31 protein-coding genes and 3 pseudogenes are annotated in these 24,776 nt (G+C 35.0%); 12 read left to right on the top strand and 22 right to left on the bottom strand.

Annotation, left to right across the window (positions count from 1 at the left end; all coding sequences use genetic code 11):
- The 3 genes from DY109_RS12180 to DY109_RS10295 all read right to left on the bottom strand — a co-directional run.
- On the bottom strand, positions 1 to 388 hold a 388-nt coding region (locus DY109_RS12180), incomplete at its 3' end, for a hypothetical protein (RefSeq protein WP_244916670.1).
- 11 nt (positions 389 to 399) lie between these two features.
- A complete protein-coding gene (locus tag DY109_RS10300) occupies positions 400 to 741 on the bottom strand; it encodes a hypothetical protein (protein ID WP_023947322.1) in 342 nt (113 codons plus the stop codon).
- The gene (locus DY109_RS10295) at positions 738 to 965 is read right to left on the bottom strand and encodes a hypothetical protein (RefSeq protein WP_023947320.1); all 228 of its coding nucleotides are present in this window, start codon (positions 963 to 965) and stop codon (positions 738 to 740) included. Before DY109_RS10295 ends, DY109_RS10300 begins: the two co-directional genes overlap by 4 nt.
- A gap of 333 nt (positions 966 to 1,298) precedes the next feature.
- Here DY109_RS10295 and DY109_RS11615 point away from each other — a divergent pair, with 333 nt between their 5' ends.
- The gene (locus DY109_RS11615) at positions 1,299 to 1,439 is read left to right on the top strand and encodes a hypothetical protein (RefSeq protein WP_158309896.1); all 141 of its coding nucleotides are present in this window, start codon (positions 1,299 to 1,301) and stop codon (positions 1,437 to 1,439) included.
- Between the two features lie 149 nt (positions 1,440 to 1,588).
- Here the strand turns inward: DY109_RS11615 and DY109_RS10285 are convergent, their stop codons facing one another.
- Together DY109_RS10285 and DY109_RS11610 are read right to left on the bottom strand one after the other, a co-directional pair.
- The gene (locus DY109_RS10285) at positions 1,589 to 2,080 is read right to left on the bottom strand and encodes a hypothetical protein (RefSeq protein ID WP_034549401.1); all 492 of its coding nucleotides are present in this window, start codon (positions 2,078 to 2,080) and stop codon (positions 1,589 to 1,591) included.
- A gap of 10 nt (positions 2,081 to 2,090) precedes the next feature.
- Positions 2,091 to 2,237, bottom strand: coding sequence for a hypothetical protein (locus DY109_RS11610; RefSeq protein ID WP_023947316.1), 147 nt, complete (start codon positions 2,235 to 2,237; stop codon positions 2,091 to 2,093).
- Positions 2,238 to 2,560: 323 nt separating this feature from the next.
- Here DY109_RS11610 and DY109_RS11605 point away from each other — a divergent pair, with 323 nt between their 5' ends.
- Positions 2,561 to 2,701: a hypothetical protein gene (locus DY109_RS11605; protein ID WP_162471400.1), complete on the top strand. Its 141-nt coding sequence runs from the start codon at positions 2,561 to 2,563 to the stop codon at positions 2,699 to 2,701.
- A gap of 10 nt (positions 2,702 to 2,711) precedes the next feature.
- On the opposite strand, the gene DY109_RS11600 is transcribed toward DY109_RS11605, so the two are convergent.
- From DY109_RS11600 to DY109_RS12165, 8 genes are all read right to left on the bottom strand, one after another.
- Entirely contained in the window at positions 2,712 to 2,894 is a 183-nt protein-coding gene (locus DY109_RS11600) for a hypothetical protein (RefSeq protein ID WP_023947314.1), read from the bottom strand.
- Positions 2,895 to 3,144: 250 nt separating this feature from the next.
- Entirely contained in the window at positions 3,145 to 3,396 is a 252-nt protein-coding gene (locus DY109_RS10275) for a hypothetical protein (protein ID WP_210669943.1), read from the bottom strand.
- A gap of 57 nt (positions 3,397 to 3,453) precedes the next feature.
- Positions 3,454 to 3,987 carry a hypothetical protein gene (locus tag DY109_RS10270; RefSeq protein ID WP_023947973.1) on the bottom strand — a complete coding sequence of 178 codons (534 nt, stop codon included), beginning with the start codon at positions 3,985 to 3,987 and terminating at the stop codon, positions 3,454 to 3,456.
- Positions 3,988 to 4,253: 266 nt separating this feature from the next.
- Positions 4,254 to 4,409 (bottom strand): hypothetical protein, encoded by a 156-nt coding sequence (locus DY109_RS12175; protein ID WP_235148551.1) that lies wholly within the window; start codon positions 4,407 to 4,409, stop codon positions 4,254 to 4,256.
- Between the two features lie 7 nt (positions 4,410 to 4,416).
- Entirely contained in the window at positions 4,417 to 4,956 is a 540-nt protein-coding gene (locus tag DY109_RS10260; RefSeq protein ID WP_023947971.1) for an alpha/beta hydrolase family protein, read from the bottom strand.
- A gap of 17 nt (positions 4,957 to 4,973) precedes the next feature.
- Positions 4,974 to 5,333, bottom strand: a complete 360-nt coding sequence (locus tag DY109_RS10255) for a hypothetical protein (RefSeq protein ID WP_034549550.1) — start codon at positions 5,331 to 5,333, stop codon at positions 4,974 to 4,976.
- Positions 5,330 to 5,542 carry a hypothetical protein gene (locus DY109_RS12170; protein WP_023947967.1) on the bottom strand — a complete coding sequence of 71 codons (213 nt, stop codon included), beginning with the start codon at positions 5,540 to 5,542 and terminating at the stop codon, positions 5,330 to 5,332. The genes DY109_RS10255 and DY109_RS12170 overlap by 4 nt, the downstream gene beginning before the upstream one ends.
- Before the next feature lie 28 nt (positions 5,543 to 5,570).
- Positions 5,571 to 5,708: a hypothetical protein gene (locus DY109_RS12165; RefSeq protein ID WP_023947965.1), complete on the bottom strand. Its 138-nt coding sequence runs from the start codon at positions 5,706 to 5,708 to the stop codon at positions 5,571 to 5,573.
- A 131-nt stretch (positions 5,709 to 5,839) separates the two neighbouring features.
- Between DY109_RS12165 and DY109_RS10245 the strand changes: the two are divergent.
- The 4 genes and pseudogenes from DY109_RS10245 to DY109_RS10230 form a co-directional block, all read left to right on the top strand.
- Positions 5,840 to 6,559: pseudogene (locus DY109_RS10245) on the top strand (HD domain-containing protein); the annotation flags it as partial.
- A gap of 239 nt (positions 6,560 to 6,798) precedes the next feature.
- Positions 6,799 to 7,776, top strand: coding sequence for a glycosyltransferase family 2 protein (locus tag DY109_RS10240; RefSeq protein ID WP_023947961.1), 978 nt, complete (start codon positions 6,799 to 6,801; stop codon positions 7,774 to 7,776).
- Between the two features lie 629 nt (positions 7,777 to 8,405).
- A pseudogene (locus DY109_RS10235) lies at positions 8,406 to 9,053 on the top strand (restriction endonuclease); the annotation flags it as partial.
- A 25-nt stretch (positions 9,054 to 9,078) separates the two neighbouring features.
- On the top strand, positions 9,079 to 10,248 hold the full coding sequence (locus DY109_RS10230; protein ID WP_425323543.1) for a methyl-accepting chemotaxis protein: 1,170 nt from the start codon (positions 9,079 to 9,081) through the stop codon (positions 10,246 to 10,248).
- Between the two features lie 77 nt (positions 10,249 to 10,325).
- Here the strand turns inward: DY109_RS10230 and DY109_RS10225 are convergent, their stop codons facing one another.
- The 7 genes and pseudogenes from DY109_RS10225 to DY109_RS10195 all read right to left on the bottom strand — a co-directional run bounded on the left by DY109_RS10225 (position 10,326) and on the right by DY109_RS10195 (position 15,338).
- Complete coding sequence (locus DY109_RS10225) at positions 10,326 to 10,925, bottom strand: type II restriction enzyme (RefSeq protein WP_023947951.1); 600 nt, start codon at positions 10,923 to 10,925, stop codon at positions 10,326 to 10,328.
- A 22-nt stretch (positions 10,926 to 10,947) separates the two neighbouring features.
- Positions 10,948 to 11,849 (bottom strand): annotated as a pseudogene (locus DY109_RS10220) (IS1595 family transposase); the annotation flags it as partial.
- A gap of 549 nt (positions 11,850 to 12,398) precedes the next feature.
- Complete coding sequence (obgE, locus tag DY109_RS10215) at positions 12,399 to 13,526, bottom strand: GTPase ObgE (RefSeq protein ID WP_023947947.1); 1,128 nt, start codon at positions 13,524 to 13,526, stop codon at positions 12,399 to 12,401.
- A gap of 20 nt (positions 13,527 to 13,546) precedes the next feature.
- Positions 13,547 to 14,053 (bottom strand): DUF2059 domain-containing protein, encoded by a 507-nt coding sequence (locus DY109_RS10210; protein WP_023947945.1) that lies wholly within the window; start codon positions 14,051 to 14,053, stop codon positions 13,547 to 13,549.
- A gap of 203 nt (positions 14,054 to 14,256) precedes the next feature.
- Positions 14,257 to 14,514 (bottom strand): 50S ribosomal protein L27, encoded by a 258-nt coding sequence (gene rpmA, locus DY109_RS10205; RefSeq protein ID WP_023947941.1) that lies wholly within the window; start codon positions 14,512 to 14,514, stop codon positions 14,257 to 14,259.
- Between the two features lie 9 nt (positions 14,515 to 14,523).
- On the bottom strand, positions 14,524 to 14,838 hold the full coding sequence (gene rplU, locus DY109_RS10200; protein WP_023947939.1) for a 50S ribosomal protein L21: 315 nt from the start codon (positions 14,836 to 14,838) through the stop codon (positions 14,524 to 14,526).
- A 113-nt stretch (positions 14,839 to 14,951) separates the two neighbouring features.
- Positions 14,952 to 15,338: a RidA family protein gene (locus tag DY109_RS10195; protein ID WP_023947937.1), complete on the bottom strand. Its 387-nt coding sequence runs from the start codon at positions 15,336 to 15,338 to the stop codon at positions 14,952 to 14,954.
- Positions 15,339 to 15,467: 129 nt separating this feature from the next.
- On the opposite strand from DY109_RS10195, the gene DY109_RS10190 reads away from it, so the two are divergent.
- The 4 genes from DY109_RS10190 (at position 15,468) to DY109_RS10175 (ending at position 18,830) form a co-directional block, all read left to right on the top strand.
- Positions 15,468 to 16,115, top strand: coding sequence for a hypothetical protein (locus DY109_RS10190; protein WP_115737864.1), 648 nt, complete (start codon positions 15,468 to 15,470; stop codon positions 16,113 to 16,115).
- Positions 16,116 to 16,125: 10 nt separating this feature from the next.
- On the top strand, positions 16,126 to 17,661 hold the full coding sequence (locus DY109_RS10185; RefSeq protein ID WP_023950060.1) for a Na+/H+ antiporter NhaC family protein: 1,536 nt from the start codon (positions 16,126 to 16,128) through the stop codon (positions 17,659 to 17,661).
- Positions 17,662 to 17,887: 226 nt separating this feature from the next.
- A complete protein-coding gene (locus DY109_RS10180) occupies positions 17,888 to 18,349 on the top strand; it encodes a catalase-related domain-containing protein (RefSeq protein ID WP_034550631.1) in 462 nt (153 codons plus the stop codon).
- Positions 18,350 to 18,368: 19 nt separating this feature from the next.
- Positions 18,369 to 18,830: an ankyrin repeat domain-containing protein gene (locus DY109_RS10175; protein ID WP_409365454.1), complete on the top strand. Its 462-nt coding sequence runs from the start codon at positions 18,369 to 18,371 to the stop codon at positions 18,828 to 18,830.
- Between the two features lie 86 nt (positions 18,831 to 18,916).
- On the opposite strand, the gene DY109_RS10170 is transcribed toward DY109_RS10175, so the two are convergent.
- Positions 18,917 to 20,005: an alpha/beta hydrolase gene (locus DY109_RS10170; RefSeq protein ID WP_115737863.1), complete on the bottom strand. Its 1,089-nt coding sequence runs from the start codon at positions 20,003 to 20,005 to the stop codon at positions 18,917 to 18,919.
- Positions 20,006 to 20,134: 129 nt separating this feature from the next.
- Between DY109_RS10170 and DY109_RS10165 the strand changes: the two genes are divergently transcribed.
- On the top strand, positions 20,135 to 20,557 hold the full coding sequence (locus tag DY109_RS10165) for a hypothetical protein (protein WP_115737862.1): 423 nt from the start codon (positions 20,135 to 20,137) through the stop codon (positions 20,555 to 20,557).
- Positions 20,558 to 20,858: 301 nt separating this feature from the next.
- On the opposite strand, the gene htpG is transcribed toward DY109_RS10165, so the two are convergent.
- Positions 20,859 to 22,718 carry a molecular chaperone HtpG gene (gene htpG, locus DY109_RS10160; protein WP_023947929.1) on the bottom strand — a complete coding sequence of 620 codons (1,860 nt, stop codon included), beginning with the start codon at positions 22,716 to 22,718 and terminating at the stop codon, positions 20,859 to 20,861.
- 486 nt (positions 22,719 to 23,204) lie between these two features.
- On the opposite strand from htpG, the gene DY109_RS10155 reads away from it, so the two are divergent.
- Positions 23,205 to 24,581, top strand: a complete 1,377-nt coding sequence (locus tag DY109_RS10155) for a tRNA (uridine(54)-C5)-methyltransferase TrmA (RefSeq protein ID WP_051404629.1) — start codon at positions 23,205 to 23,207, stop codon at positions 24,579 to 24,581.
- The last annotated feature ends 195 nt before the right edge of the window (positions 24,582 to 24,776 follow it).

The following is a 24,776-nucleotide window of genomic DNA, read 5'->3' as shown; positions in this document are numbered from 1 at the left end:
CACAGCGGTTTTGTTGCCAAAAAGTAGAGAGTGGTCGCTTATCTATATAAGTGTATTGCTGAAAGTTATCGTGCCATTTTGGTATGTATTGATTATTTTCAAAGACTACGCCCCAATGGCTAGTTTTAGACTTTACAGGAGCAAAGCCCCAAAATCCCTCATCGCCAAAGTTAGAATCTAATATGCTAGGATAAATATTGTTATACCACTTATCTTTTACATGTATAAGTGTGGGTTTATCAGAATAATATCCTGTTTGATATTTGTATATATCAACATCTTTGAGTTTATCTAATTCATCAGGATGAGTGTGGGTAAGCCCTAAAAAAGCGTGAGGGATATTGGCACCTTGCATTGGGTGAATGTATAGTGTTACAAAATATTGCATAGAGAATCTCTTTATGAATATACTTTAAAATTATGACTTAACCAATAAGCCACAAACCACCAAAAACTATTTATGCTTATAAAAACAAACCAAAAGCTTGGCTTGTAGATTCTGTATTGTATGATATTTGTCTTTTCTAAAAAGAAATATAGTGCGAACATTAGAGTATGGGAGAGAGTAAGAAGTGTAGAATAATCATAAAAACCTTCAAATTCTATAAGATGGAATCCATCAATAAAGACAGAAAAAACCAACCCTAATGGTATAACAAATATAACAGACACCACTATCAATCCAATACACATAAAGCAATCTAAGATAAAAATCCCAAAATCAAATTTTTCTTTTTTCATAGAATCCTACTTTTATCAAAATCTTTCCAATCTGCATTATTTAACTTTTGCATTTTTATTTCATTATCTATTTTGTCTAACTCATCGGGGCTTTTGTCTTTGGTCAAACCTAAAAAGGCGTGGGTGGCGTCTAAATTAAGATAAGTGCTTGGATTTTTTATATCAACACTTCTTGTTATTTCTCCAAACAATGGGTCAATATAAAGAGTTACATAATGTTTCATTTATAAAACCTCCTCTAGTGATATGATGCAATAACGGTAATGCAAACATAAAAATAGTAATATCCCCATAAAATCAATAAGGAGCTTGCAATAAATTTTCTATTCAAAAAACACACCACGAACAATACAGCCATTGTAACATAACCGATAATATACCACATATCATATGACAAGAAAAATATACACATACTTATAAAAAAGGACAAACCCAAAGGAATTGCACTTTTGTAATATAAAAAACTAAAAACAAAGGCAAATAGTATTGTTATTTTTATTGTATGTATTATATTGTTTTGAAATAGATTGTATATAAAGCTATCTAAACTAAGATTAATGGTATTAATAAAAAACACAATTGTCCAAGAAAATACTATACTACACGCAAACCACGCAATCTGTCCGCTTGTGGTAGAATCTAGTCCTTTAGATTCTAGCTTTGCTTTTAGGCTTGAGTATATGGGGAGATTCAAGTGATACCTCCATACAAGGATTGCAGATTAGAATATTTTTCTAGCTCAATATTACTTTGTGAATCTAATTCATCAGGGTGTGTGTGAGTCAAACCTAAAAAAGCGTGAGGGATGTTGCTTGCATATTTTTGATATAAATTGTTGCGTAGTGTTTCATTTTGTCATTTCTCCATAAGCTATAAAGTTATAAGCAAAGGCTATGAAATTTACAATAAATAAATGAAATAAAAAAAGTTTAAAATTAATTTTTTCACACAATAGTAAAATATTTGGAACAATCATTATAAGATTTCCAAAAATTACTAATAGCCACCCCCATTGAAAATTTAAAATTTTTCCAAGCAAAAATAAACATATAACAAAAACAAAAATATATAATATATTTTTAAAAACTTTAAGAACATCTACCCCCAAAATAATTGGTAAGAGAATTATGCTACAAATGATAATTCCTATATTAATATTGTTTATAATATCAATATAGGAGAATCCCGCAAAGGATACAAGCATTCTGTCTATAAAGAACCAAAGCATAATAACACCAATAGCAAACCCAATACTTACAAGATTCATTATAATAATATAAAAAATTTTATCAGGCGTTTGCGTGAGTAAATTATAATTGAATGTTTCTTTTTTTATCATCATATTTCCTCTAACGCTTATTGATTGTTCTTAAAGCCCCTATGATTAATTCATCGGGGTGTTTGCGTGTAAGTCCTAGAAGGGCGTGGGTAACATCTAGCTTTAACAAGTCTTTTTCAAAAAGAATATCTATATAAATGGTTACAAAGTATTGCATAAAACCCCTTTTACCTTAATATGATTTGATTCGTAAAAAAAAAGAATAAAATGAACCAAACTGACCCAAAAATTAAAAATGTGGCACACAATAATAATTTTATCCTTATAGATAACTTATTATATAAAAACCAAAATAATATAATTATGAATACTCCAATTACTAATAAAGTAGCATTTTTCATAAATACAGAGACGAGATAAAAAATAGTAAAACATAAGCCCAAAGGCATAAATTTTCTATGAATGAATGTAAGAATAGACCAAAGAACAAGAAAAATAAAGACTAGAGCAAATAAAAATATTCGAGGAGCTTCAAAGGAATTGAAGTTTGCAGAAATATATAATGCACAAAAAAATCCGATGATAAAACTTACCAAACCACTAAAGCACAACCACGCAATCTGTCCGCTTGTAATAGAATCTATTCCCTTAGATTCTAATTTGAGTTTAAGCTGTGAATAGAGAGGGATTTTCAAGCCACTTGCCTTTTGGTAGGAGGATTAGGACAACCTACAATAGAGCTATATAATAAATCAGATTCTAAAATAAAAGGGATATTCTTATCTGTAATACTTTTACCCTTATTAGATTTTAATTGCACTACTCCATTATGAGGACATTTTATTTCATCATCTTCTAGTATTGGGTGAAGCATTGCAGTGCTTAAAGGTTTTAATTGTTCAGGTTGTGTTTGTTGTTTTGTTTTGGCTTTAGCTTGTTGTTGTTTGGCTTTAGATTCTTTGTTTGTTAATGTGAGTTTAATATTTAAACTAGAATCTAAGAGAGAGTAGTTTAAAAGAGTAAGAGTGCAAGAGTTTAAAAAGATAGTAAGTGTGCCTAGATTATTTTCTTCATCTTTGGGGGAGAAGTGATAAGTTGGTGTATCTTGTTTAATGGTATTGTCTTTATCTAATTGACCAAAGAAAAAAGGGATTAGATTGTATTTCAGATGAGCCTGTGAGAAGAGTGGAATAGAAAAAGAGAGAGGGCTTATAGGATTGTAATTCCTCTATGCTTTCTTGTAGTTTCAATTCTTGTTTGATTTGTTCATAGATTGTATCACAATCAATGTAGTCTTTATCGTTAGCAAAGATAAAAATGCTTTTGTTTTGTTCGTCTAAATAAATATTTGAACTCATAGATAAAACAGATGACATTATTTTCTCTCCTCATTTAATTTGCCTTGCACATAATGATACACTCTCATTTCACTCTCATAAAGAATGCTTTTCATCATACATAGAAAGTCTAGCATTAAAATATGATGTATTGGATTCATCACTATATAGAACTATTTTAGTGGAATTGCTATTGTATCTAAAGAGTTTAGCAATGTTGTCTTTATTTAACACATCATCTCCATATTCATTGACTATTATAAAAGGCTGGCATTTAAAGATGGCTCTTTTTTCTGCTATACTACACTGCTTAGGGTCTAAATTATCTATCTCTGTTTTGTCTAATATTTTTGGATAATATCTTTTATCTCTTAATACTATTATTTTATCTATAACATTCTCTTGAGTGGTGTGTAATTGAATATAAAAATTTTCCATTTCTTTTTCTAGGCTTGTTACATATAAAATATGCTCTATAAAGTTGGTGAGGAAATCAGTATCTTGTGTTTTTACTTGTGGTAAATAATCTAAAGACAAAGTGGCAGTATTGGCTTCATCAGCTTGTTTTTTATTGTTTGCTACATTAATGGCTATACTTAGGGGATTAAATACTTTATAAACTCCTTGCATAAAGTCATTTAAATACTCTATACATTCTTTAAGATTTTTATCTTTTACTTTGTCATAGTTAGATTTTAACCCTAAAAGATAAGAGTAGAGGTAGAGGGTTTGAGTGAGAATCTCTGTTTGTATTTATAGGAAGTTTATTAACTGAACCATATTGGGCTGAAGCAATGATTTTAATGCCACCGCTGTCATATATATGTGTTACTTTACCTGAAATATCAATACTTCTTTATCAAAAATTTCTTGTAAAATTTTAATAGTATTGTGGTTTATAATGGGAGTTGGAAAATTCCAACCATCAATACTAGGAGCATTAAAGGTATAAACTTCTTTAGGGGAAAATCGTAGCACATCTTATATTTATCATCACAATATATTAAAGCCCATTGTGCTAAATAGCCACCGAGTGAATGTCCTACGAATATTATGTGTTTATTGTAATAATGAATTTTTTTGCATATTTAATGAAGTAACGCTAAAAAGAAAATCTGTTAAATAATCCATTGCCCCCTCCGTTTCTCTAAAAGCAACAATATGCTGATTGTTTTTCTTGTCATAAAACAAAGTTGCAGAGAAACCGTGCAATGTATTATTTTGATGAATTTTAACTTCATATCGTTTGGTAAAGTTTTTAGCTTGAATTTCACTAAATTCACCATTGAGTTTATCTAAATTAAAACTATCTTTAGCTTCATTTTTCATTTTTGTAAAAATATCATCGCCTTTTTCAAGATTTACTAATACTTCGTGGTTGTAATATTTTTGATTCACTATATGCTCTAAATTAATTTCTATTTCTTTATATCCTCTAGGATATGATTCATCTTTGATTTTTTCTTTATTAGAATCTAACTCATAAATTTTTCTAGGATTTCCATTAGAATCTTTTAGCAAATTAAAATCAAAATAACTTGCTTGTGCTAGTTCCGCATAGTCTTTTAAGTTGTTGATTGCTAGTTTATTATTCATCATACATTGCTCCACTTGAATCAAATCTTATAGAATAGTAACTTTTTTATGGTGATTATCCACAAAATAATGATTGGCAAAATGGCAACCATAAAAACTATGATATTTTGCATATAAAAATATATTATGGGGATAGCAAATGATACCAAATATACAAACAAGTTATTTTCAAGCAAATACATATAATTGTTTTTTGTGATAATTTTATTTTTGATGGCTAATTCAAAATCCAATAAAGGCTTGTATAACACAAAATAATAAATATAAGGAATAGCGACAAGCAACAAAAATTCTACAACTTTATTTTCTCCGTGCGACACAAATGCAAATGGTAACATTCCAGCACAAACGCATAAATATACTAAATTAATAATTTTCATTTGATACACCACAAATTTATGTGTATTATACGAAATTGTGTATCATAGAATAAAGTAGCACTAAAGCCTGAAGCTGTGTTTGCTTGATGAAAGTAAATCTCATATCTTTCAGCAAAGTTTTTAGCTTGAATTTCACTAAATTCACCATTGAGTTTCTTTTTACCAATGAAATGATATTCTTTTCCTATTTTTTCTTTTTCACCAGCCATTTTGCCATTGTAATTTGAACTTATAATTTCATTTGAAAGTAATGCTCATATCGCTTTCCAATACATATCTTTCTAAATCAAAGTAAAAATAACTTGCTTGTGCCAATTCTGCGTAGTCTTTGAGGTTGTTGATTTTCTTTTTATATCCATTGTCATCTCCTCGCAAAAAATAGGCTTATTATTTTTTAAATAAGCTACTTTACATAAAAATTTTTAAGAATGCTTTCATCATATATATTCTTATATCCCTATCAAATAATATCTCACTCCATTTTATCTCATAATTTATCATAAAAAGATGTCCAAAATATCCGCAATATCATTAACAAGCAAGTAGAGGAGCATTATCATCTAGCGGGTATGCAGCAGATTATGCTTTATGAAAATGTAAGAGAGCTTGTAACGATGTTTGGACAGTTAAGATTCCAAAAGCGATGGAGTCAAACGCCTAGAATCCCAGCGACTTCTGTGCTAGGGCATACGCTTATTGTGGCGTTGAGTGCGTATTTGGTAAGCTTTGATATAGGCTGTTGTAAGCAAATGCGGATTAATCACTTTTTGTGCGGATTATTCCACGATTTGCCAGAGATTCTAACGCGTGATATTATCTCGCCTATTAAGCGAAGTGTGAAGGGGCTTGATGAGCTTATCAAAAAGATAGAAGAAGAGGTGGTGAATGAGAAGATTCTAGCCATTGTGCCGCCAAATATACAAGAAGATATAAGCTATTTTACGCAAAATGAGTTTAGCAATCGCTATAAGATAGAGCATTTTTGCTATACCGCTGATAGCGAAAGCCTAATGCAGACTTATAATAGAGATGAGTTTAATGGCGTGTATGGCGAGTTTCTAAAGATTTTTGATAACTTAAGCGCATATTTAGAAGCAAAGATTTCCATAAGCCACGGCATTTCAAGCGATGATTTGGTAAATGGTGCAAAGGGGATTTATGATAGATGTGCGGATAAAGTGATATGTGGCGTTGATGTGGGCAAACTCTTTAGGGATTTTGCGTAGGGTTTGTGGTGAGTTTGGTTTATTATGTGTGGCTTGTGTAAGTGGAATCTAAGAAATATGTAAGTCAAAATGTTCTAAAATCTTGGGCTTTAACAAAGAATATCAATTTTAACAAAAGGCTTAAAATGCGAGGATATGAGAATAAGCTGTTAAGTTTATATTGCCCCCCCCCCCGTTAAAAGTATAATTAATACCTTACTTGCAAAAAAGATAACGCAGATTTTCCACAAGGCAGAGCGATGAAGCTTTGCATTGTAATCCCCGCTCACAATGAAGAGGCGGTGCTAGAGCATACGCACAAAGAATTATGTAAGGTGCTTCACGCCCTTATGGATAAAGGCGAGATTTCACGCAATAGCTTTTTGTGCTTTGTTGATGATGGGAGTAGGGATAGGACTTGGGATATTTTATGCTCTTTAAGTATAGATTCTAAAAACACAGAATCCAAAAGCACGGATTCTAAGCAGAGAATTACTACTAAAGCCTTAAAACTCTCACGCAACTGCGGACATCAAAACGCCCTTTTAGCAGGGCTAGAATATGTGGCGGATAAATGCGATTGTGCTATCAGTATAGATTGTGATTTGCAAGATGATATTAGTGTATTTGATGAGTTTGTAGCAAAGGCGAAAATGGGGGCTGAAGTCATTTTAGGCGTAAGAAAATCGCGGCAGAAAGATAGCTTTTTTAAAAAGCATACCGCAATTGGTTTTTATAGACTTATGGAGATTATGGGCGTAAAAATCACTTATAATCACGCTGATTATAGACTGCTCTCAAATAGGGCTATTAAGGCTCTGCTAAGATTTAGTGAAGTAAATCTATTTTTGCGTGGTATTGTGCCTTTGCTAGGCTTTCAAACGGCAGTAGTAGAGTATGATAGGCTAGAGCGTTTTGCTGGGGAGTCAAAGTATCCTTTAGGCAAAATGCTATCTTTCGCGTGGAATGGCATAACAAGCTTTAGTGTCGTGCCTTTAAGGCTTGTGAGTGTGCTAGGCATTGTGTTTTTTATACTTTCCATTACGCTTGGTTGTTATGCTCTTTTTGTGAAGCTTTTTACCGATGGTGTGGTGTATGGCTGGGCTTCTACGATTATTCCCTTATGCTTTTTTAGTGGGATTCAGCTTTTAAGTCTTGGGATTATTGGCGAGTATGTCGGCAAGATTTATGCAGAATCTAAGCGGCGACCGCGATATTTTGTTGAAGAGATTGTGTAAGGTCTAGATTCTGCGTTGTCTCTTTTGCAGGTTTGGACTAGTGCTTTGCACGAGTGGCTAAAATCGCGGATTCTGCATTCGCCAACTGCAGCACTTACTTCTAGTAAGCTTCTTGTTGGCTCATTTGGTGCAGACGAAGTCAAACCCGGCTAACGCAAAAACCACGATTTTATCTCAAAGATACTTCCGCAGGGCGTTTTGAAATGTGCTAAATTCTCAATCATTTGGGTGGGGGTGCGGAGTTTAGGGTGTAATTTTAGGGCGTTTTGGAGTTTTTAGAATCTAGAATCTTGTCATTTTGAGCCTTTGAAAAAAAGGCGAAAAATCTTGTTTAGATTCTACATTAGATACTGAGCCTAAAGGCTCAGTATGACAAGGATTAGATTTTAGATTCCATAAAAAGCAATAAACTTTCCTTAAAGGTATTTAAAGTATAATCCCGCCTTAATGATTTTTTAAGATTAAAGGGTGTGAATGGCAAAGCTTTCAGTTGTCGTGCCTTGCTACTTATTGATTTTATAGCGACTTTATAATGGCAGTATCTTTAGTATTTGATGGCAAACTTTCTGTTGCCGAACTTGAAAACAAAATAGATAATTGTCAAAAAAACAAACTTAAAAGGCTACTTAATGATTACACAGCAAAATTTAAAAGAAGTGTTAGAGTTACTAGGCTTTGAAAGGCTAGATTCTAAAACAGAATCCAAAATAGCAGAATCCAACAAGCTAGAATCTAAACAAGCACATATCTACACAAAGACCATAAACTCCTACATAATGCAAGTGGATTTTGCTAACCAAAAGCTTATTTACCCACAAGGCATAAAGATACACGACACCACGACTTCAAACTTCTCTCACCCTGAAAATTTTGTAGTCTTTGAATGTGTGCATAGATTATTAGAAAAAGGCTATAAAGTAGAATCTAAAAGCATAAAATATCAAAATCACATTATCCAAGCCTTTGATAATGATGAATACTTACAAGAAAACGATATGGAAAAATCCTATAAAAATGCTAATGGCGTGGAGGAGCTTTTTGAAGTGTGGAAAGAGAGCTATAAACTACAATTTTTCACGCAAGGCATTTTTGAAAATGATGTGAATGCTTATAAGATTCTAGAGACAACCCCCACTTTTTCTAAGCTAAAAGAAGAGGGTAAATACCACGAGTTTGCTAAGATTTTACGCAAACATAATATTTCAAGCAAGGAAAATGCCCTCGATAAACTTGTAAATATCTTTTTATGTAAAATCTATGATGAAAGCTTTAATAAAACATTAAGATTTTAATGCTAGAGTTATGTACTTTTTTAAAAAGGATATTATCATGTTTAAATCACTCTATTTTCGTATGCGAATTATTCACATTCTAGGTATCATCATACTCGCAACCAATGCCTTGCTCTTTACTGAGAATCTCATAGGGCAAATTGTGCAATTTGTCATCGTGGTCGCACTTATCATACACGATATCGATGAAAAGACTTGGGGTGTGAATATGACAAAAATCATTGCTAAGGAATTAAAATCTATCACACTAGCTTCAAAAATCAAGGTCAATACTTCATATAGCACAGAAAATGGTAAGATTCTCGCACTTATCGATGATTTTAAGGCGCGTATACAAGCCGTAGTAAAAACTATACATGAAAAAGTCAAAAGTGGTCAAACAGATATCAACGGACTTGGCAATATCGTAGATTCTCTTGAAAGCCTCTCACAAGATATGAATGCTATCGTAGAATCCACAAACACAAAAGCAGTTTCTACAAGCACACTTTTCCAAACTTTTAACGAAGAAATTTTGCAAACCAAATCCGAGCAAGAATCGATGTTTGCTGCTATGCAAGAAATTAGAGCACTCCTTAAAGATGTATATAATTTGGTAGAAAATATCTTTAGCCAAAATGCCAATCTCATCTCGCACTTTGAATCTCTAGAAAACAATACCAATACAATTATCAATATCGTTGAAACCGTGCGCTCTATTGCTGATCAAACAAATCTTTTAGCGCTTAATGCCGCTATTGAGGCTGCAAGAGCGGGAGAGCATGGAAGAGGCTTTGCTGTGGTAGCTGATGAAGTAAGAAAGCTAGCAGAAAATACCCAACATAGCCTTGGTGAAATCGATAGTAATGTCAAAGCAATGACTCAAGATGTCAATGAAAGCAAACAAATCATCATAGAAAATAAAGAAAATGTAGAAAGTCTGCTTTCACGCACCAACGGTGTAAACACCAAGATTGATACTTTTGAGAATATCTTTAATGAAAGCTTTGAAACTACCCAAAAGCTTATCGATCATAGCGATGTGATGAGCAAAGATCTCACAATCATCAACGAAGATATGAAAAAAATCCTAGATTTTGCCAAACATAATCTCACAACCTCTCACAATGTGCATGGCATATCTTTATCTATCCAAAATAGCTTTGGGGAGCTCAAAAAAAGCGTAGAAAATCTCACATAAATGAGCTTAAGTTTATGTGTGCTACTTAGTCCCGGACACGCAAAAAGGGCAGCATTGTTTAAATCTTGGGGTGGATTCTATACCTTAAGCGATATTTGGGCTATGAGCTTGGAAGAGAAGTTGCGACTTGTAAATGATAGATATACAGGGTTTACAACCGCTTGATAGCCAAAATAATCTTGAGCCACTTCTGCCATAACTTTGTCGCTGCCTATAAAAACAAGCAAAGTATCTGTGGTTAAAAAGTGATTAATATCATTTGTTTTTTCATATCTAAAATACTGAGAATTTACCCAATTTTTAAAATGCTGTCCCATTTGTCTATTAGCTTCAATAGGTCTAGTAATTTCTCTTAAGACATTTTGATACCCCATATTTGCGATTGTGGTTTCAATTCTATTTACTGTATTAGGATTTCGTTCTATTGCAGTTCTATCTCGTCTAAGATAAGCTACATAAGAGTCTTTAATAGGAAAAACTTCTTGTTCTAAAAGCAAGTTAAGCAATTCACCTCTAGCAAAATTAGGCGTAGGCAATAGCATAGAAGCTAAATTATTCATTACTTCGGGTGATAAATTTCGTCTAACATTAGAGATTACAGGGTAAATCGTATATAATCTATCTAAGTAGTCATAGTTATTAGCTAGATTTATACTTTCTCTTGTCCAGCTTGTCATTTTGTTTTCCTTTTGTCTAAGATTAGCTCGCTTGTGGCAGCGGCACAGCAGGTCTATTAGCTATATTGACTGACTTGCTAAGACACTCAGTATTAATTATGCGGTCTAACAATATTTGTTCTTTTCCACTTCTACTCTCTTTGGCAAAATTTACAAAATTGTTATAGACAAGGTAGTTATTGAGATACTTTGTAGATACGCCCTTAAAGCTGTGGATTAGCATATTCTTTAATCTGCTGTGGTAGCTGTTGATTGTTTGGATATTAAATGCTCCTATCTTATAATGATTTCTAGGTATTCTGATATGACTTAAATTCATATCTTTTGCTAATTTTAGATATGCTCTAAAACTATCGGTAACTAATATACTATCTTTTTGTATCTTATTAATTAAAACTTTTTCAATATCTTGTAATTTAGGCTTTCCGAGATTAGATATTTTAGATATTGATAATCCGTTTAGATTAACTCCACAGCTTATACAAACCTGCTCTTTTGATAATCCACGTCTAGTTGCAGGTTCGCCTCTATGCTTAGCTAAACGTGGTAAGTTAAAATTCTTATGATGGCCTTTAAAAGAGAGAGGTAGAAAGGTTTCGTCAGCTTCTACTACACCATCTAGTCTAACTTTATCTTGCATTTTCTGCAAAGCATCCAATATCTTATGTCGCCATGTAAAAGCAGTTCTAGTTGATATTCCGCAGATTTCAGCAGTTTTTCGCAGAGAGTATTTTTCAATCATACAATGGATATACTGCTTCCAAACTTCCATATCTTTTTTAACTGCGTAAATATAGTTTGGTTTCTTGTGCCAAATGTTTTACCACACTCTTTGCATATAAAACGCTGAAATCCGCTAACTTTACCATTCTTGCTAAATTCTGTGGAATTACAATGCGGACAATGAGTTATCTCTCGCTTTAACTTAATCTTCAATAAGTTATTGCAACAGAGCTTTTTTTTTGATTAATTAAATTAAATAAAACAAAAAATATTTTAAAAAGAAACAAAGATTCTTTATATAACTAAATAAAGATTATTTTATATTTATTCTTTTCCCTTATATATTCTCTCCCTTATATTAAACTCTAATATGCGTGGAAATTAATTTCATTGATTGGAATCACACTTAAGAATATAAGCTTGAAAGCCTAGCTAAATAGACAGACTTAGAGTTTTAGTTATAAGGGAATAAGTTGGATTGGATTTTATTTGTGGCGAGAGAAGATGGAAGAAGATTTGACTGATTGTTTATTCTTGACAAGAATATATTTAAAATCATTCAAAAATTAAAAATTTTTTAAGACAAGAAGCTATGTAATCAGCTCAATTTTTAAAATTATTCGAGAAACTTATAACTTACTTAAAAATCGGATTTTGCCAAAAATACTTGAAAGCAGAGAAGTTGTTTGTGGAGTTTTCAAAACTAAGCCTTTAAAATTAATTATTCAAAATTAATTATCAATAAAAACTTCAATGCAATGCTTTATAGAGGATAAATGTAAGCTCTTTGGTGTTGGTATGTGCCACTGAGGAAATAGGAATGATAAACATTGGCGTTTTTGGTGTTTGTGAAGGGTTTAGTGTTTTGGGCTGTGTAGTATCAGAATCTAAAGGCTCTAGCGATCGATCGTCCAAAAATGATGGAGCAAGATAGCTTTGGTATTTGATGTGTTTGTGCTGTTGAGGGGTGAGCTTAAAATATCCGCATAGACGCTTGACTGCGGCTTGTATGTCGCTTTCACTGCTTGTATCGGTTTTACTTATGATGATTCCAAAATTGCGCTTGGCAAGTAGAGCGGAAAACGCACAAAGCTCGGATTCTAGATTCTGGTATTGTGTCAGCACATCTATCTCGCGCGCTATATCGATGACAAAAAGCAAAAACTTGGTGCGCTCGATATGCTTCAAAAACGCCAACCCAAGCCCCTTCCCCTCGCTTGCTCCATCAATAATCCCCGGAATGTCTGCCATGACAAATGATTCAAACTCTCCAGCCTGAACGACACCCAAATGTGGCGTAATGGTTGTAAATTCGTAATTAGCAATCTGTGGTTTGGCATTTGATAGTGTCGCAATCAGGCTTGATTTGCCGACATTTGGATAGCCTACAAGCCCGACATCAGCGATGAGTTTGAGCTCTAATCGAATATGCAAAGTTTTGCCTAAGATTCCTTTTTGTGCGTAGGTTGGAGCTTGATTTGTTGCGTTTTTGAAATGCGCATTGCCAAGCCCGCCTTTGCCACCTTCAAGGATTTTGTATCGTGCATCTTTTGTCTGTAAATCCGCAAGGACAGCCCCGCTTTGAAGCTCGATAATCTGTGTCCCTAATGGCACCATAATAATCAAATCCTCGCCACTTTTTCCTGTGCTTTTTCTCGCACCACCGGGCTGACCATTTTGGGCTTTATAGTGCTTTTTGCCACGAAATTTGGAGAGTGTGTCAAGATTGTCGCTTACTTCAAAGATAATATCGCCACCCGCTCCGCCATCACCACCATCAGGACCGCCCGCGATTACAAATTTTTCTCGCCTAAAGCTTACTGCTCCAGCACCACCATTGCCCGATGATATGATGATTTCTACACTATCGATAAACATTACAAATTAAGCAATTTTTATTATTTTGTATTTGTGGAACTTGCCTTTTTACCATTGCCACTTTCTAGCACTTCTTGGACTTTTTGCTGCATAGCCGGAAAATGCGTAGTCATCACTTTAAGCATAATTTGTTGCGTGTCTTCTTGGATACTGATAAGGCTTTTTGCCATTTTTTGACCGACTGCTGTTTCGTAAAATTTTGTCATTTCTTTGAGATCAGATTCTGTAAAATATTTTTTATACATCTCAAGTATTGCGGGGACTGCTTCATCAAAAATATCTTTCATCGTGTTTTTCATAATACGAGCGATTTCTGTTTTTTGAGATTCGTTGATTTGTGTATTTGTCTCTGTATACAAAGATTGAAGCATTTTATCGACCATTTTACCATCTGTAAGCTCTTTGAGCACGGCATTTGCTTGACTTACTTCTAAGAATCTATCAAAACTCTTTTTGTATGATGCATCATCAGCGATTCCAATCACCGCACAAAAGCAAAGCGCACCCATTATTTTAGCTATTTTCATAAGACTCTCCTTAAAGTAAATTATATTGCGGTATTTTGACAACTCAAAATAATTGCCTCTGTTTTGCACTATTGTGCTATTTTTACTTTTATAGATTATTTTGAGGTTTGTATTTGTGCCTTTGTTTTGCCATTGCCTATGCTTAAAAATTTATCAAAGCAATTTGCAAGTCAAATGCGGGGCAAATGGCGATAAGGCTTAGACTATGAAGCAGGAATGACAGAAACTTTTTTTCGTTCTTTTGTTTTTTGTTGGAATTTCACTACCCCATCAATGAGCGCAAAAATTGTATGATCTTTACCCATTCCTACATTCTCGCCCGGATGCACTTTTGTGCCTCTTTGGCGGACGATAATATTTCCTGCGCGGACAAATTGCGAACCAAATTTCTTGACGCCTAGACGACGACCAGCAGAATCTCGATTATTTTGAGTGCTTCCTTGACCTTTCTTATGTGCCATTTTTGCTCCTTATTTTGTGATGATTTTGAGGATTCTTACGCGTGTAAAATCCCTTCTAAAACCACGTTTTGTTTTACTATCTTTTCTTCTTCGTTTTTTGAAGATGACAACTTTTTTACCTCTTCCCTCGTTGATGACTTCTGCTTCGATTTTAGCACCTGATACAAATGGCGTCCCAACGATTAGTTCTTTGCCATTGTGGAGTGCTAAAATTTCATTAAAATCAACTTTTGACTTCGGCTCAAGGCTTAGCTTATCAAGCAAAACAATGCTTCCTTCGCTTACCTTGTATTGTTTGCCTCCATTCTTTAAGATCGCATACATTATGATGTCCTTCTATGTGATTTCTTGAATTTCAAGTTATGTTTTGCTTTGGCTTAAGAAAGCACAAAGTGTATAAAACAAAGTGGCAATTCTACTATAAAATTCTTTGTGTTTTACTTAAATTTTTCCTTAGTTGTTGCGATACATTCAATTTCAATCAAAGCATTTTTAGGAAGTGTTTTTACAGCGACTGTGCTTCGAGCGGGTTTGTGAGAGCCAAAAGCCTTGAGATAGACTTCATTAAACGTCGCAAAATCATCGATATTTGCCAAAAAACAAGTCGTTTTTAGCACGCATTCTAAGCTAGAATCTGCTTCTTTGAGTATGGCTTCTAGATTCTGCATCACTTGCTCTGTTTGGGCTTTGATGTCGCCATTTACAAAATCTCCATTTGGGCGCAATGCTATCGAGCCTGAAGTATAAACAAGTCCGTTGTGGCTTATGGCTTGAGAATAAGGACCGATAGCTTCTGGGGCGTTTGCTGTTTTGATATAATGCATAAAATCTCCTTTAAATTCTGGTGTATTTAAAAATTTGTATTATATACTTTTAGTTTGAGATTTTGCATTAAATTCTACATTTAATAAGTCAATAATGAGAGTGGAAATAAAAGCGGAAGGATACATAAAATGAGAGTAGTTATATTGATATGTCAATGTTTGGTATTGCTTGCAAGCCCAATCCAAATAGCCCAAGCAAGCACATCGCAAAATAGCGCATTAGAGGGGATTCCACAAGATGCAGATGTGGTTGAAATCGTTGATTATAAGCGCAATCTTATCATCGGGTATATGATTTTTAGAAATGCAAAGCTTATCAAAAAAATCACACTCAAAGAGCCTATAACTTTTTCTGCTTCTGCTACCACTCCTGCTACTAGTGGCTCTAGCAACACTTCTACTCAAAGCCTTGATACACAAGATTCAGCACAACTCCAAACGCCTACAATAGATTCTGCGACAGATTCTACACAAGAATCACAAGAATCACAAGAATCACAAGAATCACAAGAATCGCCCACATCAACTGCCCAATCTACTTCATCACAATACGAAAAGCAACTCTCAAGCACACCTTCTGACAAAGAAAAAATCAATAAAACCAAATCTCAACCCACCAAAAAAATATCACCCAAAAATTTGATTGAGACAGATTCTATCGACCAAATACAAGGTATGGAGTCATCAAAGACAAATAATACCTACAAAAATAGGCAATGGGATAAGAAAAAAATTCCTTACGAAATGCAGACGCGGACGATTGATACTGACAAATAAAGTGAGCTAGATGTATTCAGATTCTGCATTAAGCTTAGTGGTGCCTTTGTGTGTGATTACACTTGTGTTTATCACGAAACGCGTTGTGTTATCGTTGTTTGTGGGTATTGTGATCGCTAGTATAATGATGAACTATGGTGATTTTTTGGGGATTTTAGGCTATATTTTTACGCATATTGCTGGGGTGTTTTACACTAGCCAATCAGGCGCGATAGAGATTAAATCAAATAGCTTGTATGTCTTTGGATTTTTGATTTTGCTTGGTATCCTTACGCAGACAATCGCGCATTCTGGAGGTATAGGCGCATTTGTCAAGTGGGCTAGGACAAGGATCAAAACTGCCAAAGGTTCAGAGTTTGTAGCGTTTGTAGCGGGAATTGTTGTTTTTATTGATGATTATTTCAATGCCCTCACAGTCGGGCAAATCTCAAAATACCTCAATGATGTCAATCACTCCACGCGCGAGCGACTCGCGTATATTATAGATTCTACCTCTGCGCCGATTTGTATCCTTATCCCCATATCAAGCTGGGGCGCGTATATCATAGGTATTTTGGAAGAAAAACATATCGCGCAACAAATCAGCGGAATAGGTGGTGGCGGATTTTTTGCATTGCTTTCAAGCGTTGTGTATAATTATTATGCATGGTTTGCGCTTCTTGGCGTGATTTTGACTATATTTTGGCAGATTAATCTCAAAGCCATGCGAAAAAATCGCAATGTCGGTGTGAGCGATTTTCTCCAATCTCAAAAACATTCAAGCTCCCATATTTGGCTTTTGGTTTTGCCTATCGGGGTGCTGATTACAAGCGTGGCTGGAATGATATTTTGGAGCGGGTATCAAGAGTGCAAAAGCCTAAGTCCTATCGCTATGCTTCAGCATACACAGACGGGCTTTGCGCTGTTTTGGGGTGGTTGCATTACATTGTGTGTTACTTTTGTTATTTCTATCAGGCATCTTGAGACAGATTCTTTGCTGCCTATCATCAAATACGGCACTCTTTCTATGCTTCCTGCGATTTTGATTTTGATTTTTGCATGGGCTATTGGTCCTATCATTAATGATGATATGCAAACTGGAATCTATCTTGCCAATCTTTGTCAAGATGTCTTACAGAGCCACTCAAGCGTCCTTTTGCCACTTGTGCTTTTTGCGATTTCTTGCTTTATTGGGTTTGCCACAGGCACAAGCTGGGGGACATTTGCGATTATTTTACCCATAGCTGCAAGCCTCGCGCAATCCACACATACAGACTTTACTTTGGCTATTGCAGCAGTGCTATCAGGAGCGGTGTATGGCGATCATGCCTCGCCTATTTCAGATACGACAATCCTCTCGGCAACAGGCGCGGGCTGTTCGGCTCAAAGCCACTTTATCACACAATTTCCCTATGTCAATATCTGTGCTTTTGGAGCGATTATAGCTTTTGGGGTAGCAAGTGTAAGCACTTCTGCTGTTTTGGGCTATCTTATCGGTGGTAGTGTAATCATTGCGATTTTTTATTATTTCAAACACACATTAAGTTTTGCTTGTCATTCTAAATGATAGCCAAAAGTAAGCTCATTTAAGTGAGTGAAACAAGTGAAGAATCCAAGATTTACAGAATCTAAAATAGATTCTGTAAATCTTGGATTGCACGCTAATGCTTAAGTAATGACGACAAAAATTAGATTCTATGCAAATACAAAAAAGTGTGAAGAAAATCTAGAATCTAAAATAGATTCTAGTTTGGATTATGGATTCTTTAGTCGTGCTTTACGCACGCTTTAGAATGGCAAGTTATTTATTGCTTGCCATTATCTTGAGTTTATTTTGTAGAATCTATCAAAGTGCTTCGATGATGATTGCATTGAGTCGGGTGCTAAAATCTTTTGCGTTTTGCCGCGATGGTTATATGACAAATGGCGCGTATGGTAGCATTCGCAATTATGAACCTAGCATTTTGGACGGATATAAGGATAATTGGAACTTAAAAGAGCCGATTTTAGACCCGCTACACTTTGAGAGTGAAAGCAAACTCGGGCAGTGGGATTATAGAGAAGATGACGATGATTACTACACACAAGCGGGTGATTTGTATCGGCTAATGAGTAGCAATGAGAAAGAGCGGCTATGTCAAACGATTGCAGACACGATGAAAGGCATAAATGAAAAAATCATTAAATTGCAGTTAGAGCATTTTAATAAAGCCGATGCGAATTATGGCAAACGCATTGCCGAACTCTTAAAATAAAGGATGCCCTATGTCAAGTGTGAAAAATTTAACCCCGCAAGAATACGCCAAAATGGAGGAATTTGTCAAAATGTCTTTTGATTTTGCGCGAAACAATGACGCGGATAGCTTAAAAATTATGCTTGAAAATGGGCTAAATCCAAACCTTGCCAATCACAAGGGCGATACACTCTTAATGTTAGCAAGCTATCATAGCGCGATTTCGTGCGTGAAACTTTTGCTAGATTTTGGTGCAAATGTTGATGTGCCAAATGATAGGGGGCATACGCCACTAGCTGGCGTTTGCTTCAAAGGTTACGCTGAAGTGGCAAAGCTACTTTTAGAATCTGGAGCGAATCCTAATGGTTTTGGCGAAACATTAAGCCCCATAAACACAGCGATTATGTTTCGGCGCAAAGCAATTTTAGCCCTTTTATTACAATACAACTCTAAAAAACTCCCCCTATGGAAACGGCTTTACGCCAAACTTACAGGCTTATAGTGAGTGTATCAAAATTAAAAATGCGTCATAAGAACACACTTTATTTTGCGTCAAATCACACTACTATTTTGGATTATTAAGCATATTTATTTAGCAAAATCCCTAATCGCTTCTAAAAACGCGGGCACAACGACAGAGCCGTGCGTATATCCTTGAAATGCTTTGTAGTGTGGTGTTATATTGCTTTGTGATTGTATGAGAGTTGCTAATTCTTTAGTGTTAATTTTTGCCTTGCCACGCGGATTTTCTTTGTTAATCGTTTGAGTTTGTGGATTTTTTGGCGTATCTTGCATAATCCATAAAGTTATAGAATCTCCCTCAATATCCGCAAAATCAATCGCTCTATTTTGCCCTATAAATTCGCCATTTCCCCACCAAAGCGATGGCGAAATGGCATAAAAATGATTAAAATCGTTTGTAGCGTTACTCAAGGCATAAAGCACAAAAAGCCCACCAAAGCTATGCCCAAAAATGCCACACTCTTTGCTTAACTCCAAATTTGATTGTGTTATATGTGATTTTACAAATGGGATAATTGTTTGCACGAAAGATTCTAAGAAATTTTGCGCTCCACCGCCATTAAGGAAGTTTTGCTTATTATCCATAGAATCGAGCAACTCTTTTGGAATACTTGGCGTGTAATCCCTCGTTCTTAATGGTGGAAATGCTATCTTGGCATATTTTTCACCATAGCCTATGCCAACAAGAAGCACATAATCGAGTTCATCGCATAAAAAGTCTTTCTTGCAATACTCCTTAGCAAGCGCGTTTAGGGCTATTGGCAAATGTCCGTTGCCATCAAGCATATAGAAGATTCTATATTTTTTTGGTTGCGTTTTGGGCGATTTAATTTTGCTTATGGTAATGGCATAAATCGTGTTATTTGCGTGGAGTTGTGCTGTGTGAATGTCAAAAAGCTCTGTGGTTTTGGTGTCTAATTTTGTAATGGTGTTGCTTGGTTTTGCTACTAAACCACTTGCGCTTAATATAAACACCATAGCAATAATGAATAAATATTTCATTTTAAGATTCCTAAAAATTGTAAAAGCCACAATTCTAGCAAAATTTCGCTTGTTTGTATCTTTTGTAGCGTTAGGCGATAAAACTCCAGCAAAATCCATAACCCAAGCATTTGCGATAGCTTCTGGGGCGTTTGCTGTTTTGATATAATGCATAAAATCTCCTTTAAATTCTGGTGTATTTAAAAATTTGTATTATATACTTTTAGTTTGAGATTTTGCATTAAATTCTACATTTAATAAGTCAATAATGAGAGTGGAAATAAAAGCGGAAGGATACATAAAATGAGAGTAGTTATATTGATATGTCAATGTTTGGTATTGCTTGCAAGCCCAATCCAAATAGCCCAAGCAAGCACATCGCAAAATAGCGCATTAGAGGGGATTCCACAAGATGCAGATGTGGTTGAAATCGTTGATTATAAGCGCAATCTTATCATCGGGTATATGATTTTTAGAAATGCAAAGCTTATCAAAAAAATCACACTCAAAGAGCCTATAACTTTTTCTGCTTCTGCTACCACTCCTGCTACTAGTGGCTCTAGCAACACTTCTACTCAAAGCCTTGATACACAAGATTCAGCACAACTCCAAACGCCTACAATAGATTCTGCGACAGATTCTACACAAGAATCACAAGAATCACAAGAATCACAAGAATCACAAGAATCGCCCACATCAACTGCCCAATCTACTTCATCACATTAAGTTTTGCTTGTCATTCTAAGTGATAGTCAAAAGTAAGCTCATTTAAGTGAGTGAAACAAGTGAAGAATCCAAAAACACAGAATCTAAAATAGATTCTGTAAATCTTGGATTGCACGCTAATGCTTAAGTAATGACGACAAAAATTAGATTCTATGCAAATACAAAAAAGTGTGAAGAAAATCTAGAATCTAAAATAGATTCTAGTTTGGATTATGGATTCTTTAGTCGTGCTTTACGCACCCTTTAGAATGGCAAGTTATTTATTGCTTGCCATTATCTTGAGTTTATTTTGTAGAATCTATCAAAGTGCTTCGATGATGATTGCATTGAGTCGGGTGCTAAAATCTTTTGCGTTTTGCATATTTCCAGATTCTAGTAGATTCGCACAATCAAACAAAACATGGGCTATCTCTTTGACTTTGGCAGAATCTGCTTTTTGGAGTTTTTTGAAAATCTCATGAGAGATGTTGATTTGGATTGTTTTTTTGGCTTTTGGTGGCTCTTGTCCCATTTGACGCATAAGGTTTGCCATCATCGCGTTTTGCTCTTCTCCCACAAGCGCGATAGGAGAAGTCAGATCATCGCTAAGCTCGACATCTTTTATCTCATCGCCTAATGCCTCTTTGAAGCTGTCGATTATGGGTTGGAATTCTTTTTTGACTTTTTCATCGATCTTTGTTTCGCCAAGCTCTTTGAGTGCTTCAGATCCTGTGGCGTCTTTGAGCGGGGTTTTGTCAAATTCGCCCACATTTGGCATCACAAATCCATCAATCTCATCGCTTAGCAAAATCACTTCAAAGCCCTTTTTGGCGTATTTTTCTAAAATCGGGCTTGCTTTGAGTAAGTCTTTGTTTTCGCCGATGAGATAATAGATACTTTTTTGATCTTTTGGCATAGAATCTTTATAGTCTTTGAGGCTTAGATTCTCTTTGGTTTGGGTATCAAACCGCAAAAGATCTAGAATCTTATCTTTGTTTTCAAAGTCCGCATAAAGCCCTTCTTTTAGCACTTTGCCAAATTGCGTATAGAAAGTGTCGTATTTTTGCTTATCTTTGGAAAGAGTGGCGATTTCAGCTAGAATCTTTTTTGTTGAGGCGGATTTGATATTGGCTAGAATCTTGTTTTGCTGCAAGATCTCGCGACTCACATTCAGTGGCAAATCCTCGCTATCAATCACCCCTCGCACAAATCGCAAATACTGCGGAAGCAATTCTTTGTCATCATCAGTGATAAATACGCGTTTGACATAGAGTTTGACGCCGGATTGATAATCCACACGATACAAATCAAATGGTGCGACGCTTGGAATAAAAAATAATGTGCTGTATTCTAAAGTCCCCTCGACTTTTGTGTGAATCCAGCTTAAAGGCTCGCTATTATCGTGAGCGAAGCTTTTGTAAAATTCTTTATAATCCTCGTCTTTGAGCTCATTTTTTGGGGTTTTCCAGATTGCTTTTGCGGTGTTGAGCTGCTCGCATTTTTGCTCTTTTATCTCTTTTTTGTTTTCGCCTTCACCCTCAAATTTTGTTTCTTCATAGCTCAAAAATATAGGAAATGCGATGTGTTCGGAGTATTTTTTGATGATAGATTCTATCTCCCAGCGATTTGCGAATTTTTTGTCATCATCTTTTAAAAAAAGTGTAATCTCTGTCCCAAAAGAGTCTTTTTTGCAGGGTGTTATTTCGTATTCGCCACTTCCATCGCTTATCCAGCTGTATGCTTTGTCAAGCCCTGCTTTTTTGGTGGTTACGACTATTTTTTGGGCGACCATAAATGCTGAATAGAATCCAACGCCAAACTGCCCGATTAATGCAGAATCTTTTTTGGCATCGCCACTAAGTGCGTTGAGAAAGCTTTTTGTGCCAGATTTTGCGATTGTCCCTAGATTTTGGATAAGGTCTTGCTCGTCCATTCCAAGCCCAGAATCACTAATACGCAGAATGGATTTTTTCTCATCAAATGAAATATCAATGCGTGGATTGAAGGTGATGTTTTTGTAATTGTCATCACTAATGGTGAGGTAATTTAGCTTATCAAGCGCGTCAGATGCGTTGCTTATAAGCTCTCGCAAGAAAATCTCTTTATTAGAATACAACGAATGGATCATTAAATCCAAAAGTTGTTTGATTTCGGTTTGAAAAGTATGTTTTTTGCTACTCATAGGTTATCCTTTATAAAAATTTTGGCAATTATAGCATTGAATTGATAAATATGTATAAACTTTATAGATATAGTATAAACTTTTATGAGTTAGATTCTGTAAGAAATCTTATTATTTGTAATAAAGTTTATTTGTGAGATAATTTGGAATTTAGAATCTATGCAAACACAAAAAAAGTGTAAAGAAATCCTCTATTTTTAAGCAGATTTTAGGGTTGTGTAGAAATTTTTAGGCAAGCAAAAACACAAAAAATGTAACATAAGCGTTCATCGCAGGCTAAAAATTTCAAACTCCCTAAAATATGGCTTCTCAAGCAAAGCCCAATGAGCGCATAGCAAAAAAGAGAGGATTTAGATTCTCTGGAAATTAGATTCTAGATTTTAATTTGTCATTGCGAGCAGTTGTAAAACTGCGTGGCAATCCACTTTTTGATTTTTAGATTCTAAGAATCCAAAAATCAAATTTGAAATATAACAAAGGATAAAAATGTTTTGTAAAATGATCGGAATCTGCGGTGGTTGCACTTCAAAAGCAAACATAAAAGATGAAATGAATCATAAATCTAACTTCATACAATCACTTTTTGGGTTGGATTCTTTGGAGATTTTTGACTCACCAGATGTGGGCTATCGCACGCGCGCGGAGTTTAGAATCCACACAGAGAAGTATGAAAATCAAAAAAACCAATCAAAGCAACAACAAGTAGCAAACCAAGAACAACAAAAACAAGAGCAAGAAGGGCAAAAAAAGCAACAAGAACAACAAAAACAAGAATCTTGCGATACATATCAAGCCCAAACATCGCAAAGAGCCACACAAGCACAGAATGCGCCACAAATGCCACAAACCCAAAAAATGCAAATTTTTTTAGCGATGAGTGCGTTTGGAGAAAATAAAAGAGTCAAAATTACGCATTGTCCGATTTTGCTTCCTGCGATACAAATCGCCTTGCAAAGCTTGCTTGAAATCCTTAATGATAATAATCAGATTCTAGAATCTAAACTTTATGCAATCGAGGTTTTAGGCACTTTAAATGGTGGGGTGATGATTACACTTATCTATCACAAAACGCTTGATACGCAATGGAGAGAAAGCGCGCTTGCAGCTTGTGCTAAAATCAATGAAGATATGCAAAACCACCACTATAATCAACCTACAAATCAGCTTGCAAATCAGTTTAATCAAATCAAAAATCAAGCCCATATTATCGGGAGGAGTAGAAAGCAAAAAGTCATTCTCACTCAAGATACTTTACTTGATGAGATATACATACAAGGCAAATCGTATATTTATTTTCGTCAGGAGGGGAGGTTTTCTCAGCCAAATGCCTATACCAATCCAAAAATGATTGAGTTTGTCAAATCGCATATCATTACCCATCATAGAGTGGATTTGCTTGAGATGTATTGTGGAGATGGTAATTTTAGTATCGCTTTGGCGTGTGATTTTAGGCAGGTGTTTGCCACAGAGATTGTGAAAAGTTGCGCGCTCATCATACAAAAAAACATATTTGCAAACAATATCAAAAACATCACACACACAAGGCTAAGCGGAGAGGAGACGATACAGGCATTATGCTTTGAGCGGGAGTTTTTTCGGCTTAGGGGGATTGATTTAGGGCGATTTAGATTCTCGCATATTCTTATCGATCCGCCACGAAGCGGGATTAAAGATCACAAAATGCTTCAATTTATAGCCTCTTTTCAATATATTATTTATATCTCTTGCAATCCTCTAAGCCTCAAAAAAGATCTTGAGATTCTAGGGCTTTCGCATAAAATCTTGCATTTTGCGGTGTTTAATCAATTTCCGCATACAGAACATATCGAATGTGGGGTGATTTTAGAAAAAACAAACTCTTGATGTTTGGTTTTATTTGACTTTGATTTTGGTGCGCGTTTATTTTTGCACTGCTTGTTGTCGCTTTATTTTGCTCTCTGATTAGATTCTATACAAAGATTCTCAAAAATTATTAATTTAGATTCTGCTTTATAGATTAAATGTTAAAATATCAAGTTTTTTAATACTTGAAACAAACTTAACACTTAAGGAGGTTAT

The sequence above is a fragment of the Helicobacter fennelliae genome, from assembly GCF_900451005.1.
Lineage (GTDB): Bacteria > Campylobacterota > Campylobacteria > Campylobacterales > Helicobacteraceae > Helicobacter_B > Helicobacter_B fennelliae.
The sequence above is the reverse complement of the archived record's forward strand: the minus strand, read 5'-3'. Positions and strand labels throughout refer to the sequence as shown.

Bases quoted from the DNA above. Each gene is read 5' to 3' on its own strand.
- rplU (WP_023947939.1), bottom strand. From the start codon at position 14,838: ATGTATGCGATCTTAAAGAATGGAGGCAAACAATACAAGGTAAGCGAA.
- DY109_RS10170 (WP_115737863.1), bottom strand. From the start codon at position 20,005: ATGCATTATATCAAAACAGCAAACGCCCCAGAAGCTATCGCAAATGCT.
- DY109_RS10255 (WP_034549550.1), bottom strand. From the start codon at position 5,333: ATGAAAATTATTAATTTAGTATATTTATGCGTTTGTGCTGGAATGTTA.
- DY109_RS10300 (WP_023947322.1), bottom strand. From the start codon at position 741: ATGAAAAAAGAAAAATTTGATTTTGGGATTTTTATCTTAGATTGCTTT.
- DY109_RS10285 (WP_034549401.1), bottom strand. From the start codon at position 2,080: ATGATAAAAAAAGAAACATTCAATTATAATTTACTCACGCAAACGCCT.
- DY109_RS10275 (WP_210669943.1), bottom strand. From the start codon at position 3,396: ATGTCATCTGTTTTATCTATGAGTTCAAATATTTATTTAGACGAACAA.
- DY109_RS10270 (WP_023947973.1), bottom strand. From the start codon at position 3,987: ATGCAAGGAGTTTATAAAGTATTTAATCCCCTAAGTATAGCCATTAAT.
- DY109_RS11600 (WP_023947314.1), bottom strand. From the start codon at position 2,894: ATGCTTCACCCAATACTAGAAGATGATGAAATAAAATGTCCTCATAAT.
- DY109_RS10260 (WP_023947971.1), bottom strand. From the start codon at position 4,956: ATGATGAATAATAAACTAGCAATCAACAACTTAAAAGACTATGCGGAA.
- DY109_RS10295 (WP_023947320.1), bottom strand. From the start codon at position 965: ATGAAACATTATGTAACTCTTTATATTGACCCATTGTTTGGAGAAATA.
- DY109_RS10195 (WP_023947937.1), bottom strand. From the start codon at position 15,338: ATGCATTATATCAAAACAGCAAACGCCCCAGAAGCTATCGGTCCTTAT.
- DY109_RS10210 (WP_023947945.1), bottom strand. From the start codon at position 14,053: ATGAAAATAGCTAAAATAATGGGTGCGCTTTGCTTTTGTGCGGTGATT.
- rpmA (WP_023947941.1), bottom strand. From the start codon at position 14,514: ATGGCACATAAGAAAGGTCAAGGAAGCACTCAAAATAATCGAGATTCT.
- DY109_RS11610 (WP_023947316.1), bottom strand. From the start codon at position 2,237: ATGCAATACTTTGTAACCATTTATATAGATATTCTTTTTGAAAAAGAC.
- DY109_RS10230 (WP_425323543.1), top strand. From the start codon at position 9,079: ATGTACTTTTTTAAAAAGGATATTATCATGTTTAAATCACTCTATTTT.
- obgE (WP_023947947.1), bottom strand. From the start codon at position 13,526: ATGTTTATCGATAGTGTAGAAATCATCATATCATCGGGCAATGGTGGT.
- DY109_RS10225 (WP_023947951.1), bottom strand. From the start codon at position 10,925: ATGACAAGCTGGACAAGAGAAAGTATAAATCTAGCTAATAACTATGAC.
- DY109_RS10180 (WP_034550631.1), top strand. From the start codon at position 17,888: ATGGCAAGTTATTTATTGCTTGCCATTATCTTGAGTTTATTTTGTAGA.
- DY109_RS11615 (WP_158309896.1), top strand. From the start codon at position 1,299: ATGGTATTAATAAAAAACACAATTGTCCAAGAAAATACTATACTACAC.
- DY109_RS10240 (WP_023947961.1), top strand. From the start codon at position 6,799: ATGAAGCTTTGCATTGTAATCCCCGCTCACAATGAAGAGGCGGTGCTA.
- DY109_RS10155 (WP_051404629.1), top strand. From the start codon at position 23,205: ATGTTTTGTAAAATGATCGGAATCTGCGGTGGTTGCACTTCAAAAGCA.
- htpG (WP_023947929.1), bottom strand. From the start codon at position 22,718: ATGAGTAGCAAAAAACATACTTTTCAAACCGAAATCAAACAACTTTTG.
- DY109_RS10185 (WP_023950060.1), top strand. From the start codon at position 16,126: ATGTATTCAGATTCTGCATTAAGCTTAGTGGTGCCTTTGTGTGTGATT.
- DY109_RS10165 (WP_115737862.1), top strand. From the start codon at position 20,135: ATGAGAGTAGTTATATTGATATGTCAATGTTTGGTATTGCTTGCAAGC.
- DY109_RS12170 (WP_023947967.1), bottom strand. From the start codon at position 5,542: ATGGCTGGTGAAAAAGAAAAAATAGGAAAAGAATATCATTTCATTGGT.
- DY109_RS10190 (WP_115737864.1), top strand. From the start codon at position 15,468: ATGAGAGTAGTTATATTGATATGTCAATGTTTGGTATTGCTTGCAAGC.